A 15,270-nucleotide genomic window follows, 5' to 3' on the forward strand; every position below is an offset into this window, starting at 1 on the left:
GACAGTTCCAGCTTCGCTCCGGGGCGTACAGCGTGCAAACCAGCCTGCTCACTGCTGACGATGCGGTCGCCCGCCTCATCGGCCCGGCAATTAACCGCCGGCTCCGATCTTCCGAGGCACGGCCGCAGACAATGCCGGTGAAGCACGCGTACGGGAGCATGGGATCTCGCCGTCACGTGATCGGCGACCGGGCGACGTGGCATCCGGCTGCGCCTGTCGGGGACCGCGGTGAACTGGGCGTTCTCGCGGGGCTGTGTGGGTGCAGTCGGGCAGGCGGGGGGCAGGTGACCGCCGAGGTATTCATTGCGCCAGCGGTCCGTGGAGCCTATATCGACCCCCTCTTGCCGGTCGGACAGCAGCCTGCCACCGCGGCTAGGTTAAGGGAGTGACGCCGTTTTGGGCCGATGACGGCAAGCTGCGCCTCCCGTTCGTCGGCCTGCGTACCTACAAGCCGGCCGGGCAGGTGGTACGCGAGCGGCCGAAGGGGAATCAGTGAGGAAGGGGAGAACCGTGAGTACAAGGAACAGGATTCGGGTCGGGGACCGAACCGTCGCGATATCGAACGCGGACAAGGAGCTCTTCCCCGACGACGGCATCACCAAGGCCGAACTAATCGACTTCTACCGCACTGTCTCCCGCCCCTTGCTGACGCATCTACGCGGACGGCCGCTGGCCATGGAACGCCACCCCGACGGGTACGGCGGGAGGTCGTTCTTCCACAAGGACGTCCCCGGCTACTTCCCGGACTGGATCCACCGCCAGGAGGTCCCCAAGGAAGACGGGACCCTCACCATGGTCGTGTGCGACGACGCCGCCACCCTCACCTACCTCGCCAACCAGGCCTGCATCACCCCGCATCCATGGCTCAGCCGCATCGACAGCCTCGACTGCCCGGACCGGCTGGTCTTCGACCTGGACCCGCCAGGTGACGACTTCGAGATCGTGCGCTGGACCGCCAAGAAACTCGGCCACCTCCTCACCGAAGAGCTGGGACTGCAACCTGCGGTGATGACGACCGGCTCGCGTGGCCTGCACCTCGTCCTCCTCCTCGACCGGCACACCGACTTCGACACCACACGCGCCTTCGCCCGCCAGGTGGCCGACCTTCTGGCCGACCGACACCCCGACAAGTTGACGACCGAGGCACGCAAGAACAAGCGCCGCGGTCGGCTGTACCTGGACACCCTGCGCAACGCCTACGCTCAGACCTCGGTAGCCCCCTACGCCGTGCGAGCCCGCCCCCACGCCCCCGTGGCCACCCCACTCGAATGGGGCGAACTTGACAACCAAGGGATCGGACCGCAGCACTGGACCCTGCGCAACCTCCCGGACCGGCTGTCCGACCACGGCGACCCCTGGAAGGGATTGAGCCGCTGCAGACGCTCCCTGGGTCCTGCCCGGCGCCGACTCGAGGTCCTCGTCCGGGAAGACGCCTCCTGAGGAGCCCTGAGTTCTTGGTAGGCCTCGGCCTCCTCGGGTCCGAGAAGCGGCTCGTTCTCCTGGGTGGCGTCCAGCGCCGAGGGATGCGGGGCGCCTGCCGCCCGTTCCTGGGGCGCCGCGTCCCATGGGCATCCGCAGCGTACGGGGGGCGTCTCCGCCGCTGTCGGCGCCGACCCGCCAGCCGCCCTCCGACCGCTTTCAGGCGTCTGCAAAACGGCAGATGGACGGTGAGGTGCCAGCCGTGCGCGTCGGTCCGCAAACGAGGCCTCCGGCAAGCCTAGGCTCGTTGCGGCGGGAGGGGCAGCGAGTACCCGAGCAAGCTTGCGCCGCCGCGGCATCGAAGCACAGAGACCGCCCGACAAGCAGGAGCAGCATGTCGCCCGTTGATTCCACCCCTCGTTACACCGTTCCCGGCCTGACTCCTAAGGACGGCGGACGGGTGATCGGTCTGTTGATGCTGCGTCTTCACGCACTTAACGACCTCGCTCTCACCCTCAAGCACATCCACTGGAACGTGGTCGGACCTCACTTCATCGCCGTCCACGAGATGCTCGACCCTCAAGCCACCGCGGTACGCGAAATGGCTGACGCTACCGCGGAGCGCATCTCCACGCTTGGTGGCGAGCCACAGGGCACCCCCGGAGCTCTCGTCGCTGAACGCACATGGACCGACTACAGCATCGGCCGCGCCGACGCCATCGCCCATCTCGGTGCACTCGACCTCGTCTACACCGGCATTATCGAGGACCACCGACGCGTCGCTTCTGAAGCCGGCTCCGCCGACCCCGTGACCGAGGACCTTGTCATCGAGCAACTACGCTCCCTGGAAAAGTTCCAGTGGTTCGTCCGCGCCCACCTCGAGAGCAATTCCGGAACCTTGACGACCGCTGCCGCCACCACCGAAAGGAAAGCCGCCGCGTTGGCACCCGCACGCAAGGGTGCAGCCAAGAAGACGACAGGCAGTCGGGCGGACGGCTCGCAGCGGACAGGGAAGAAGACCACAGCCGCCAAGCGCGCTCGCTGACATCATCCACTACGGCCGGACGCGCAAGGCCACGATCGTTCTTTCTGATGGAGGCTGACGGCGCCCATCCGCCTCGAAGTTGCGGAGGGTACCGTCCCGTAGCTGGTTGAGCCGCCGGTAGCAGGCCAACCAGGCAATGGTGTCTCGGCCTCCTAGCCGCTCGCTGGACTCAATGTTCATGCGGGACCATCCGGGCGCCTATGCGCTTGTACCGCAACCATTTACGCAGGTAGCGATGTCGTAGGCACTGTCAGCTGGAGTCGATCAACGCGGGGACTCGCCGAGCGCGGCACCGATCTCGGCATCGACGCGCCGCAGGCCTCGCAGACCTGCACTGTTACAGGAAAACGGAACGCTTTTGGCTGCAGGGCCGCAGCAAGAACAACGTCAAAGGCTGCGCCAAGGCCGGGCAGCACCGCAAGTTGGCCGAGTCCGGATCGGGTGAAGACCGGCTGAAGGAGGTATATCCATGAGGGCGTTGACCTGGCACGGCAAGCGCGACGTGCGGATCGACACCGTACCGGACCCCGCCATCCAGGACCCCACTGACGTGATCATCAAAGTGACGACCACTGGGCTGTGCGGTTCCGACCTGCACCTGTACGAGGTGCTCGGCCCCTTCCTCGGTGTCGGTGACATTCTGGGCCACGAACCGATGGGTATCGTCGAGGAAGTCGGGGCGGAGGTTACCGGGGTACGCCCCGGAGACCGGGTTGTTGTCCCCTTCAACGTTTCGTGCGGAACGTGCTTCATGTGCAACCGTGGTTTGCACTCCCAGTGCGAGACCACCCAGGTCCGGGAACACGGGAACGGTGCAGCCCTCTTCGGCTACACCAAACTCTACGGGCAAGTTCCTGGAGGCCAAGCAGAATTCTTGCGCGTGCCTTTCGGGAACACCCTCCCCATCGCCGTACCCCCCGGCCCGGCCGACGAGCGGTTCGTGTACCTCTCCGACGTGTTGCCCACGGCGTGGCAAGCAGTCGAGTACGCGGCTGTGCCTCCCGGCGGCACTGTGGCAGTGCTCGGCCTCGGACCCATCGGGGACATGTGTACCCGTATCGCCGCCCACCGGGGCGCCGGAAGGGTCATCGGGATCGACCTCGTGCCGGAGAGGCTGCAGCGGGCCCACGCCCACGGGGTTCACACCCTCGACCTCAACAAACACGGCAAGAACATCGGCGCGGCCGTTCGCGACCTCACCGACGGTCGCGGCCCCGACTCCGTCATCGATGCTGTCGGCATGGAAGCGCACGGTGCACCCGTGGCCAAAGGTATGCAGAACCTGACAACTCATCTGCCGGATGCGCTGGCCGCCACGATCATGCAACGTGCCGGCGTCGACCGCCTTTCCGCCCTGCATCTGGCCATCGACCTCGTCCGCCGGGGTGGCACCATCTCGCTGTCCGGTGTATACGGAGGCATGACCGACCCCATGCCCCTGCTGACCATGTTCGACAAGCAGGTCCAACTACGCATGGGTCAAGCGAACGTATGGCGCTGGGTCGACGACCTCCTGCCCCTACTGACCGACGAAGATCCTCTGGGCGTCGACGACTTCGCCACTCACCGCATGCCACTGAGCCAAGCACCAGAGGCCTACCACATGTTCCAGAACAAGCAGGACGGCGCGGTCAAGGTCCTCTTCACCCCCTGAATTAGGCATCTCCTCGGCATCGATGTGGGATTCCGCGAAGGAACCCAGGCTGCCCATGCGAATCTCCTGGCTGGGCGACATCGTGACCTGATGGTTCCGCGAGGATGTCATCCTCTACTGGCTGTATGCGAGCTGCGAGCAGATTGCCGTCGGTCCGGGACGCTCTGACCACTCGTCGCGTCGGAGTCAACCCGGGCCGCATATGTAGGCTCGGAGGGGCCGGCATGACCCCTCGGAGGCGGTTGATTACCCTCCACGGCAAACGTCCCGCAGCGGTGCTCACTGCACCGGCCCCCACGCCCACCACCATGCGGCAGAAATGACGCCGGTCGATTCCCACTCCGCATTAGTCAGCGTGCCGCTGGAACCGGTCACCAGCCTCGGGGCCACATGGCGCCGGCCCGCGTATCGGGCCCGGCCTGCAGCTCGGCGCTGTGCGTCCGGCATTTCACCAGTAGTGGCGCCGCCCGCCGACCGAGTGGCCGACAGCACCGAGGATCCAGAGGATCGCACCAATCACGAGGAGGACGATCCCGATGGTCCACAAGATGGAAATGCCGAACAGGAATCCGAGCACGAGCAGGATGACACCGAGGGCGATCATCGCAGCCTCCAATCTTTCAAGGGCATCTCCGAGTATGCCCTTATGCGCTGCTCCCGGCACCGGGACACACGGCCGGGCCCTCCTCGGAGCCGTGCCAAAAAGCTGGCTACTCCCCCGGCCGCACCCCTCCGCTCCGGTCACCCCGCTAGGCAATGCGCTGCTGAGTGCCCCGGCACCCGACTAGTCAAGCGATCCCGGGACCTGTTGACCGAACGCGGCAAGCGCTGAGCTGTTCGTCATCAGCCGTCGCGCGGCGGTGATCTCCAGTTCTGTCTTACCCGACAGAGCGATGAGCAGCCGCAGACGGCCGTAGTCCTGCTGGTCCTCCGGCCGGAACTCCGAATCAAGCACCTGCTCAGCCATAGGGCGATCAGTGTGCATAAATGCCATCTGCACCTTCCGGCTGTGCTACTGATACTCACGGCCCCACTTTCACCGGGAGCCGCGCACGTCCCCAGACCGCCACAGGCACCGGGGGCGGAACAGGCACTCAGGCCAGCGGCCCAGAACTCGCCGGAGGACAGTTCATTGAGCTGCTCGACCGGCTCCCAATGATCAGAAGGACTCGTCGTGAGCGGTGGTATCCCAGTGGAAGACAGCTGTATCAAGGCATTTCACGAGCTGAAGAGCAAGCGGAACGTCAACACAGTCATCTACCGCCTCAGCGACAACCTGGAGACCGTCGTCCCCGACTTCAAGGGGAATCTGACACACGACGAACTGCTGAAGGCCCTACCGGCCGCCGAGACTCGGTTCGTCGTCTACGACCTAGTCTTCGCGACGGCGGATGGGACCCGGAAAGAAAAAATCGTGCTGATCTCCTGGTGTCCGGAGAGCGTGAAGGTCGAGCAAAAGATCGCGCACTCCACCACCTGCAGCAAGGTCCACAATCTGCTCGACGGTGTCCAAGTCTACGTACAGGCTACGGACCTGACCGACGTGGAGTACGACGAACTCGTATCCCGGACCTCTTGACCCGCTCCCTTCGCCGTCGGCTGTTCCCGTTCCGGAGCTGACGTCATCCATCCCGGCCCGGCGCAGAAACACCACCGAGGGGCCAACGGGCCGCTGAACGCCATGGCGCATTCTTCCCCGCCTGCGCACTGCTCCTGCGAGTCCGCCTCAGTCGCGCCAGGTGGTCTACGCTCCGGACCGTTCCCACCCGACCAGCTCAGTCCTGCATCGGCGTTCGGCCCCGGCTTCACAACGGGCGATCAACGGCAGCATGGCCTCGCTTCACCAGCAGGGCCGCCCGGGCCGCCACCCGTTCCGGCCAGGGCACTCGCCGCAGTACTGCTTGCCGCCCAGCGACGTCGACCTGTCGCGGCCCGAGCGGCGATACCGCCGCCGATGAAACATGAGGTGTACCGAAGGCCGCACAGGGAGCTTACCGGCCCGTCGGTCCGAGACCGATCTGGGAGAGCAGTCCATGCCAAATCCGCGCTCACTTCCGGGACTGGACGAGTCCTTCTGGATGGACAGCACCGACATGCCGGAGCACGCACCGCTGACCGAGGACTTCGAGGTGGACGTCGCGGTGGTGGGCGGTGGCATCGCCGGACTGAGCACGGCGTGGGAACTCGCCCGGGCGGGCCGGAGCGTCGCGGTGCTGGAGGCCGACCGTATCGCCTCCGGGGTCACCGGTTACACCACCGCCAAGGTGTCCGCGCTGCACTCCCTGGTGTACGACCCGCTGCGGCGGGCCCGGGGGGCCGAGGCCGCCCGGCTGTACGCGATGTCGCAGCAGGATGCGGTGGAGCGGGTGGCCGCGATCATCGACGAGGTGCGGATCGCGTGCGATCTCGAGCGAGTGAGCGCCTACTCCTACGCGGCCGGCCCCTCGTCCCGCGAAATGATCGAGGCGGAGGCCCGCGCCGCGGCCGAGGCAGGCCTGGCTGCGGCATACGTCACCGAGACCGAGCTGCCCTTCACCATCGCCGGTGCGGTCCGCCTGGACGGCCAGGCTCAGTTCCACCCGCGCAAGTACCTCTTGGCGCTGGCCGGGGACCTACTGGCGCGAGGCGGCCACATCTTCGAACGCAGCCGGGTCACCGGCCTCTCTGAAGGAACACCGTGCCGGGTGACTACCGAGTCGGGACGGTCGGTGACAGCTCGCGACGTGGTCGTCGCCACGCACTACGCCGTCTTCGACCGGGCCATGCTCTTCGCCCGGCTCTCGCCGCGGCGGGAGTTGGTGGTCGCCGCCCCTATTGCGGCGGAACTCGCACCGAAAGGCATGTACATCACCGAGGACGAGGGAAAGCGTTCGGTACGTTCCACACCGCTCGACGACGGCCGACGCCTCCTGATCGTCACCGGTGAGAGCTTCACGCCCGGCACCGGCGACCCGCACGAGGCGTTCCGTCGGCTGGACGCCTGGATGCACGAACGGTTTGCGGTGGGCCCCACCGCATACAGGTGGGCGGCGCAGGACAACGATCCCAGTGACGCGGTTCCCCTCGTCGGTTTGTTCCACATCGGTGCCCGCCATACGTACGTGGCCACCGGCTTCGGCGGCTGGGGAATGACCGGCGGCGTCCTGGCCGGCCGCCTCCTGACCTCCCTCATCACCGGCTCCGGGGACCGACTGCCATGGGCCGACCTGTACGACCCGCGACGCCTGGGAAGCACCCTGCGTGAGGTGTCCACCCTCCTGGGCCAACAGGCCGAGGTGGCGAAGCACTTCGTCGGCGACCGGCTGCGAGTGACCCATCTGGACTCGGTCAGCCAGGTTCCCCCGGGCACCGGTGCGGTAGTGCGTGTGAAGGGGCGCCGCTGCGCCGTCTATCGGGACCAGGACGGCACGGTGCGAGCCGTATCCGCCCGTTGCACCCATCTCGGCTGCCTGGTGGCTTTCAACGAGGCGGAGACCTCGTGGCAGTGTCCTTGCCACGGCTCCCGCTTCGGCGTCGACGGCGCGGTTCTCCAAGGCCCGGCGGTCCGACCCTTGGAAGAGGTGGATCTGGTCGACGGCGGAGAGGTGTGAACCGCTCCACGGTGTTGCGCCGCTTGTAGGGCCCGCGGTCGAAGGCGGGTGGCCTGTCAGGACGGCTACCTCGGCGTTGCCGGCGGCCCTGTCGGTCCGCCGACACGGGGATCACTGCCGGGAGACCGCGCTTGCGCACTCAGGGCCCGACGGTCATGCGGTGCTCGATGTCCGGAGCGTCGGGCGGTCCCTGAGCTGCGCGCAGCGGGAGATTTGGGGAGGTCGCTTGACTTTCGCGGATCGTCGGGGGAAGAAACGATCAGGCCCTTGAACTGGTTGATCGCGGCGGTGGAGGCGGGGACGGCGCTGTACCGGGTGACGAGGTGGACGCGCATAGCGGGGCGTTTGTGGCGGGCCTCAGTCGGTGTCGACGTGCTCCCGCAAGATCTTGCGGTTGGTCGCATCGATGTCGAATGTCGTCTTGTTCCAGTCGGTCGTAGTCACGACATCGACAAACCACATCAGCTTGCCGTCGTCGGAGTCGTCGAGCTCGATGGAGGTGACGGTGCCCTTCTTCTTGTCGGTGGCCGTCCGGGCGGCCTGCTCCGCCGTGACAGTGGCCCTCTTCAGCCAGCCGGCGAGCTCGCGCCTGTCGTCCCCCTCCTCATCGGACTCGGTGTGTGGCTGGTCCGCCTTGCCAGTGACTGCGTCGACGCGAACGGAACGGACGGTCCCGTCCGACGTCGCCACCTGCGTGTCCCATCGAGGGCCGACCACGTCGGAGCCCTCGAGCTCGGCGGCGACCGGCTTCGAGTCAGGAACGGCCGCTACCGCGGCACGCAGGGCCTTGTCGTAGCTCACCTTGGCCCTCGGAACGAGCGCCTTTCGATCGGCCTGGTCCTGAGTGAGCGCACCGGTCGGGGAGGCGGATGTCGCCGCTGCCGGCGCCGCCTGGGACGGGGGTACGAGGTTCCCTGTACCCCCTCCGTCGCCGTTGTCGTTTCCGCAGCCCGTCAGCATCGCGCCCGCAGTCGCTGCAGCGCACATCAGACCAATCGCACGCAGCCCCATCGACGGCTCACCCACCGCCAAGACACCATTCCTCTTTGTAGTCATATATGCACTTTAGGTGAGACGGGCGGACCTTACCTGCCGACTGTCGACGGGCGGGCACGGCCAGCCCTGCCGCGAAACCATGCTCCTGCACCCGGTCCCTCGGCCGGCCCGCTCCAGCGGGAATTCCGTAGCGAATTTGCACAGCGGCAGGACCCTGCGAGGCCGAGCTTGTACTCACATCGGTCCGGTCGCGGAAGGCCCAACGGGCCGGAAGCATGTGCAGACGAAGGCGAGGCCGAGGAGCCTGGTTCTGGAAGACCTACCTCGAGGAGTTCCGGTGGCCGCTGACAAGCACGTTCTGCGAGGCCGCACCGCTGTGGTGACCGGCGCTGCCCGAGGAGTGGGGGAAGCTGTGGCCAGACGGCTGGCCGAACGCGGTGCCCGTGTTGCCCTGCTCGGGCTGGAGGAGGACGCGCTCGCGGAAGTAGCCGCGGGCCTGCCCACCGCATCGCACCACTGGCACGTGGATGTGACGGATGACGCGGCGATGGCGGAGGCTGCCAGGGCGGTCCGTAGCCGGATGGGCCGCGCGTCCGTAGTGGTGGCCAACGCGGGGGTCGCCGAGGGTGGGCCCTTCATCGATTCCGATTCGGAAACCTGGCGCCGCGTCATCGAAGTCAATCTCGTGGGTAGCTCCATCACCGCCCGGGCGTTCCTGCCCGACCTGCTTGTTACCCGCGGCTACTACCTTCAGATCGCCTCCTTGGCCTCGATCGGCGCGGCACCGATGATGAGCGCGTACTGCGCCTCGAAAGCCGGGGTGGAGTTCTTCGCCCACTCTCTCCGCGCCGAGTTGGCTCCCCGTGGGGTAGGCGTGGGAACGGCCTACCTGGGATGGACCGACACGGACATGATCCGCGACGCCGACCAGCATGCGGTGTTGCGGGAACTACGGGCCCACATGCCCCCTCCGGCCCGGAAGGTCTACCCGGTCAGGCAGGTGGCCGAGGTGTTGGTGAGCGCTGTCGAGCGGCGCGCGCCGACGGTGTACGTCCCCGGGTGGCTGCGGAGCGTGCAGCTGATGCGCGCGCTCCTCCCGGGACTGGTCACTCGACTCTCCCGGCAGGAACTGATGCGCTCGGACTTTTCCGCGACCGGCCTACTGGGCGCGGGCGGACGGGCGGCAGCCACCGGCCACGACATCTGATCGTCCGGCCGGGCCCGCCTCTCACCCGGGCCGCAGAGCGGGAGCCCAGCGGCCCGCCAGGCGGAGACACCGCCAATAGTCGTCCTTGCAGCCGACTTGTCGACGCCGCCGGGCCGCCGGAAGTCGCCTCGACGTGTCGCCTTGCAGGGCTCCCGGATACGTCAGCGACGGAGCGCCTTGCGCCGCGCCACCCCGCGGGCCCGAGCCCACACCTCGGGAAGCTGCCGCTCCCGGGCGCCGGCTGCGGCCCTCTCCTGACCGTGCAGCAGGCCCCAGGTGAACCCGGATTCACCCGCCGCGTGCGCAGAGACCGCGAGCCGGCGCAACGCGTCACCGGTCACGACGCTGTCGTGCTGGGAACCGCTCACCTTCTGTACGTCCTTGACGCGCTTGCCGAGACGTCGCACAGGCTTCCCGAGGGCCGGGCGGGCCGCCTCCGCAGCGTAGCGGAGCCTCTTGGCGACCTTTCGGGCGTTGTGGATCGCTGCGTCACGCTCCGGCCCGGAAGGCATGTCGAGTGCACGATCCATCCGCTGGGCGAGCCGGTCGTACTCCTTCAAGAGGGCCTTGACCAGAACCTTCTCGGGCTTGCCGGCTGCCTTTGTACGCAGCGGCGGGCCTTCGGCCAGCAGCTTCAGCTTCTCCAGCAGGTTCAGGTACCGGGGCGAGGCGAGCGCATCGAGGGTGCGTCGACGGCCCTCAGCCCGCCGGGCCGCGTCCCAGGCCTGCAGCCGTGCGTTGACGGGGCCGAGGACCAGCTCGCCGGGCAGTTCCCCCACGCCGGAAGTCAGACGCTCCCGGAGCACCTCATGGTCACGTTCCACGCCGAGCTCACCGGCGAGCCACTTCAGGTCTCGCCGAATGGAATCGGTGACCTCACGGTCGAGGACGGAACGGTAGGAACGCAGGCAACCGCGCAGGCGGCGGGACGTGGTGCGCATCCGGTGGACAGCGTCGGGCGCGTCGCGACGGACTGCGGGGTCGATGTCCGTGAGGGCGTCGACCAGCCCGTCCACGTAAGCGAGCACGTACGCGCCTGCCGATCCCGGAGTGCCCTCGGTGCGCGCATCCGGCGTGCGTTCCAGCAAGGGCGCGGTCTCCGCCAGGGCGCGAACCAACTTGGGTGTGCTCTGGGCGCGATCGACGCCGTTCTTGCGCAGCACCTTCTCGATCCCGTTCAGGAGCGCGGGGTCACCGGCGCCGGCGAGTTCGACCTCCATCTCCGTCCATGTCGCGTGTCCGCCGTCGAGCAGACCGTCCGCATCCACGACGTCCATGCTCAGCTCGGCCAAAACGTCGCCCTTGGCATCGAGGAGATGGCGCAGGGAGCGGGTGGAGCGGATCCGCATGACCGGCCGCAGCTCTGCGCCGCGGGTGCGGGAGAGAGCCAGATCCCGCAGCTCCTCGGGGACGTTCTCTGACGACAGAGGGGCGCGGATCTCTTCCCGGCTGTTTCCGGGCAGAGGCAGCTTCAGGTGCCAGCCGGAGTCCGTGCCACCCGTCCGGCGGCGCAGGGAGGCGCTGGTGCGGGTCAGGCGGAGGTCGTCGCTGTCGTAGTAAACGGCGTCCAGCTCCTGTATCCCGCGTTCCGCGACCGAGGCGATGGGGTCCACACTGCTCAGCTCATCAAGCCATGAGATGTCGTCGGCCGTGGGTGCCGCGTACTTGCGTTCTGTCTCTCGCGTTGAATAGACCATACAGAGCCCCTTGACGCAATCCCAGGGATCAAACCCGTATGTAAACCACTTTAGGGCCACTCTGTGCGTGCCGACCGAGCCCAGCGGGTCGGACTGAAGTCTGGCGACACCAAGGAACTGCCGCCCGGGATCGAGCGGCCCCGCGTCCCGACCGGCGCACCACCCCTCGAGGAACAGCGGGAGAATCCTGGCGTGCCTCCAGGGACTCGCTCTCGACCACCGCGACGACCAGGGCCCGCGACCTCGAAGCGTCCTCGGACACGCCCGTGATGGGCCCCGTCGTCACGGGCGACGCAAGCACCTACCGAACCGGGTAGCGGCAAGCGCCGACCCGCCACCAAAGCCAGGCCTCTATCCCCCTGCAGGTGCGCGACGTCGATCAGCCGACGGCGCTCCTCGGTCGAGTATGCGGGGAACCACACTCAGTTCGGCGAGAGCCTCTCAGGACGCCCGAATGTCCTGATGAGTGTCACCATGTACCCATGGGAAAAACGGCGCTCATCGTGATCGATATGATCAACAACTATGAGCATCCGGATGCAGAGCTGCTTATTGCGTCGGCGGAGTACGCGGTTCCCCGGATTGTTCGACTCATAGAAGCGGCCCAGCAACGGGAGGTACCCGTTATCTACGCCAACGACAATTTCGGTGAATGGCGCTCGCATCACGGCGAGATTGTGGAAACAGCCCTCGCTGGTGCGCGCGGTGATCTTGTCGAGCCCTTGCGCCCGGATGAGACATCGCTTTTTGTCGTCAAGGCCAGGCACTCGATCTTCTACGAGACTCCCCTAGCTTATCTGCTCAGCCAGTTGGACGTCGATCACATCGTTCTCTGTGGTCAGGTGACGGAGCAGTGCATCCTGTACTCGGCACTTGATGCTCACATCCGGCATTTGGGGGTAACAATTCCCAATGATGCGGTCGCCCATATTCACTCCGACCTCGCGGACGCCGCATTGCGCATGATGCAGCGGAATATGAATGCTGCCATCAGGCCAGGCGACACGATCGAACTCTGACAGTTTGCGCGCCGTGCACGCGGCCACCGCAGAGTAATGCAGGCGCGTCGGCCGCACGAGTAAGAGGAGTCGGCGTCCTCGATTGAGGACGCCGAAGCAAAGGGATTCCGACTCGGCCCATTTCCCGGCCACTTGGAATGCCCGACTCCACGAATGCTCACCGCACCCCTATGGTGGAGGCCATCGCGGCAGATGGGGCGATCGCATCGACGCTCGGTCACGGGCCTACGAGGGTGACCGGCTGCCAGGCTGGCACCGTACGCACCACACCGTGCCGCGCCCGCCGACCCGAGTGCGACTCAGTGGCCCTTCGCAACGCGGGCAGGTCGGGTCGGCGTCGTCGCGGCAGCCGGTGAGCCAGGATTTCCGGGTGGGTACGCGCCCGGCACGCACCGATGAACGCAGGACGCGGCGCATCTCGGTGTACAGCCGGTGCCGCTCGTGGTCTGTCAGCCGGTCGGCCCGGCATTCCGGATGAAGACGGGCCCGCCACAGGATCTCGTCGGCGAGCAGATTGCCGAGTCCGGCGAGCACGGACTGATTAGTGAGGGCCGACTTGATGCGGCTGCGCCGCCGGGACAACAGCTCGTCGAACTCGGCCCATTTCACCGTCATCGCGTCGATACCCTGGCCGTCCAGGATGCGCGCGACGTCAGTGTCGGCGTCCTCGGCGAACCAGAGACCCTGCAGCTTGCGCTGGTCGCGGTAGCGCAGTTGGTTCCGGCCCAGGGTGAACGCCACGCGGTCGTGCGGATCGGGCGGGTCAGCCTCTGGGCAGAAGACCAGTTCTCCGGTCATACCGAAGTGCAGCAACACCGTGGGCCCGTCGGTGCGGGCGAGCAGCCACTTGCCGTGCCGCTCCGGTGCGGTGAACCGGTGGCCTTCCAGATCGCGGCTCAGCTGCCCCGCGCTCACCCCGTGCAGGACGCCCGTGTCATGCACGTCGACCCGATTGATCCGCTTGCCCTGCGCACAGGAAGCCAGGATCTCCCGGAACCCCTCGACATCGGGCAGTTCGGGCATGCCGGCACCCGCCGATCTTCGTACTTACCCTGCTCTGTGGGCCGTATGTTCAGGATTGCACCGCGGATGGATCACCACCAGGTGATCACCAGGCCGCGGCCCTTGCCGTTCCCCGTCCCGGAGCGTCGCGGACGATGCCGGGGGCGCCGTCCGACACTCGCTCCCTCGCCCCGCAGGCGAGGACAGCCGGTGAGTGCCCGGCTACGGAGACAGGTCGTGAAACTCAAAGAGCTGCGTCAGATGGACCAGGCCGAACTCGAACAACTCCGTGCCGACGTCGAGGGCTGGACCGGATGGTCAACCAACTCATCTTGGAAAACCAGCAACTGCGTGAGCAATCGAGCTCTCCCACTGCAATCGTTCGGGCTCTACCTCTTACTCCTTCACCGTGCCGCCCGGGACCGGCCCACCTGGCACCGGCTCATCAACCAGCCACCGCACCAGGGGTGTTTACCCGAGGCCGGAAGCTCAAGCGGCACGACCACTGGCCCTGGCAGGGCGCCCGCTCGCGCACCATGGCCGCGTTCACGCGTCGACCCGGCGCGCGCGCCGTCGGGCGAGCGGCCCGTCACTGAGAGCCCAGGCGAGTACTACGAGAAGCGCAAGTCGGCCCCCTTCACCGACCAGGCCCGCGACCCCGAACTGGCCCAGCCTGCCCGACGGCGGCGGTCTTGGCCGGCGAGCGGCCCACGAGGACGATCCGCTCGCCCTTGGCTGCCAGGGCCCGGGCCGCGGCGGCTCCGATGCCGTCGCTGGCGCCGGTGATGATGATGGCCTGCGGCATGGTCAGCGTCCTTTTCGTTCGTCGTGTAGTGGCGGCCTCGCGGTGGACCTGAGAGGCGCCCGCGTTCCGCCGGGGCCGCGTAATGTGCGGCCCCGGCGGCGCCCCCAGGGGCAGCGGTACTGCCCGTCATGGGGCTCAGATCCAGGTGGGGATTTCGGAGTAGCGGGCGCCGAAGCCGCCGGTGGGGAGGATGTCCCGGATGGCCGCGAGGTCGGCCTCGGTGAGCCCGGCGTCGGCAGCGCGGGAGTTCTCCTCGACCCGGGCGGCACTGCGGGTGCCGGGGATGGGAACGATGTGCTCGCCCTGGGCGAGCAGCCAGGCCAGGGCCAGCTGGGAGACGGTTATGCCCTTGCCGGATGCGAGCTCGCCCAGCCGGGCAACGGCCTCGACGTTCTTCTCGAAGTTGCCAGGCTGCCAGCGGGGGTCGACGTTGCGCATGTCGGTGGCGTCGTAGGAGCCGGCGGGCTTGGCGGTGCCGGTGATGAAGCCGCGGCCCAGCGGCGAGTAGGCGACGAAGCCGATGCCGAGTTCCTCAAGGAGGGGGAAGAGCTGTTCGACGTCCCGCTCGAAGAGCGAGTACTCGGTCTGCAGGACGGAGACGGGCTGGACGGCGTGCGCGCGACGGATGGTCTGCGGGCCGGCCTCACTGAGCCCGAAGTACTTCACCTTGCCCGTATCGATCAACTCCTTGACCGTGCCGGCTACATCCTCGATGGGCACATCAGGGTCGACGCGGTGCTGGTAGAGGACGTCGAGGTGGTCGACGCCGAGGTGGCGCAGGCTGTTGTCGGCGACCTTGCCTACACGCTGCTCCACAAGCAGCCGACACCCTCGCA

The 15,270-nt window shown here is 67.2% G+C and carries 13 protein-coding genes and 1 pseudogene; 7 read left to right on the plus strand and 7 right to left on the minus strand.

Features of this window, described 5'->3' with window-relative positions; genetic code table 11:
• Nucleotides 1-510: 510 nt before the first annotated feature.
• The 3 genes from ligD (at nucleotide 511) to OG963_RS04760 (ending at nucleotide 4,118) form a co-directional block, all read left to right on the plus strand.
• On the plus strand, nucleotides 511-1,440 hold the full coding sequence (gene ligD / locus OG963_RS04750; protein ID WP_371798513.1) for a non-homologous end-joining DNA ligase: 930 nt from the start codon (nucleotides 511-513) through the stop codon (nucleotides 1,438-1,440).
• Between the two features lie 373 nt (nucleotides 1,441-1,813).
• A complete protein-coding gene (locus OG963_RS04755) occupies nucleotides 1,814-2,464 on the plus strand; it encodes a Dps family protein (RefSeq protein ID WP_030934284.1) in 651 nt (216 codons plus the stop codon).
• 469 nt (nucleotides 2,465-2,933) lie between these two features.
• A complete protein-coding gene (locus OG963_RS04760) occupies nucleotides 2,934-4,118 on the plus strand; it encodes a zinc-dependent alcohol dehydrogenase (RefSeq protein ID WP_319740786.1) in 1,185 nt (394 codons plus the stop codon).
• Between the two features lie 448 nt (nucleotides 4,119-4,566).
• On the opposite strand, the gene OG963_RS04765 is transcribed toward OG963_RS04760, so the two are convergent.
• Nucleotides 4,567-4,722 carry a DUF6131 family protein gene (locus OG963_RS04765; RefSeq protein WP_199822988.1) on the minus strand — a complete coding sequence of 52 codons (156 nt, stop codon included), beginning with the start codon at nucleotides 4,720-4,722 and terminating at the stop codon, nucleotides 4,567-4,569.
• A 180-nt stretch (nucleotides 4,723-4,902) separates the two neighbouring features.
• The gene (locus OG963_RS04770) at nucleotides 4,903-5,085 is read right to left on the minus strand and encodes a hypothetical protein (protein ID WP_327420360.1); all 183 of its coding nucleotides are present in this window, start codon (nucleotides 5,083-5,085) and stop codon (nucleotides 4,903-4,905) included.
• Between the two features lie 207 nt (nucleotides 5,086-5,292).
• Here OG963_RS04770 and OG963_RS04775 point away from each other — a divergent pair, with 207 nt between their 5' ends.
• Nucleotides 5,293-5,697, plus strand: coding sequence for an actin depolymerization factor/cofilin-like domain-containing protein (locus OG963_RS04775; protein ID WP_319740787.1), 405 nt, complete (start codon nucleotides 5,293-5,295; stop codon nucleotides 5,695-5,697).
• 454 nt (nucleotides 5,698-6,151) lie between these two features.
• Nucleotides 6,152-7,708, plus strand: a complete 1,557-nt coding sequence (locus tag OG963_RS04780) for an FAD-dependent oxidoreductase (RefSeq protein WP_371798514.1) — start codon at nucleotides 6,152-6,154, stop codon at nucleotides 7,706-7,708.
• Between the two features lie 357 nt (nucleotides 7,709-8,065).
• Here OG963_RS04780 and OG963_RS04785 read toward each other — a convergent pair whose 3' ends face one another.
• Nucleotides 8,066-8,695, minus strand: a complete 630-nt coding sequence (locus OG963_RS04785; RefSeq protein WP_371798515.1) for a PepSY domain-containing protein — start codon at nucleotides 8,693-8,695, stop codon at nucleotides 8,066-8,068.
• Nucleotides 8,696-9,041: 346 nt separating this feature from the next.
• Between OG963_RS04785 and OG963_RS04790 the strand changes: the two genes are divergently transcribed.
• Nucleotides 9,042-9,911, plus strand: a complete 870-nt coding sequence (locus OG963_RS04790; RefSeq protein WP_371798516.1) for an SDR family oxidoreductase — start codon at nucleotides 9,042-9,044, stop codon at nucleotides 9,909-9,911.
• Nucleotides 9,912-10,072: 161 nt separating this feature from the next.
• Here the strand turns inward: OG963_RS04790 and OG963_RS04795 are convergent, their stop codons facing one another.
• Entirely contained in the window at nucleotides 10,073-11,608 is a 1,536-nt protein-coding gene (locus OG963_RS04795) for a CHAD domain-containing protein (protein ID WP_371798517.1), read from the minus strand.
• 482 nt (nucleotides 11,609-12,090) lie between these two features.
• Here OG963_RS04795 and OG963_RS04800 point away from each other — a divergent pair, with 482 nt between their 5' ends.
• Nucleotides 12,091-12,627 (plus strand): isochorismatase family cysteine hydrolase, encoded by a 537-nt coding sequence (locus OG963_RS04800; protein WP_371798518.1) that lies wholly within the window; start codon nucleotides 12,091-12,093, stop codon nucleotides 12,625-12,627.
• A gap of 225 nt (nucleotides 12,628-12,852) precedes the next feature.
• On the opposite strand, the gene OG963_RS04805 is transcribed toward OG963_RS04800, so the two are convergent.
• The 3 genes and pseudogenes from OG963_RS04805 to OG963_RS04815 form a co-directional block, all read right to left on the minus strand.
• The gene (locus OG963_RS04805; protein ID WP_371798519.1) at nucleotides 12,853-13,650 is read right to left on the minus strand and encodes an Fpg/Nei family DNA glycosylase; all 798 of its coding nucleotides are present in this window, start codon (nucleotides 13,648-13,650) and stop codon (nucleotides 12,853-12,855) included.
• 616 nt (nucleotides 13,651-14,266) lie between these two features.
• On the minus strand, nucleotides 14,267-14,434 hold the full coding sequence (locus OG963_RS04810) for an SDR family NAD(P)-dependent oxidoreductase (protein ID WP_319740794.1): 168 nt from the start codon (nucleotides 14,432-14,434) through the stop codon (nucleotides 14,267-14,269).
• Nucleotides 14,435-14,569: 135 nt separating this feature from the next.
• Nucleotides 14,570-15,244: pseudogene (locus OG963_RS04815) on the minus strand (aldo/keto reductase); the annotation flags it as partial.
• Nucleotides 15,245-15,270 lie beyond the last annotated feature (26 nt).

It is taken from the genome of Streptomyces sp. NBC_01707 (genome assembly GCF_041438805.1).
In the GTDB taxonomy this organism is placed as follows: Bacteria; Actinomycetota; Actinomycetes; order Streptomycetales; family Streptomycetaceae; genus Streptomyces.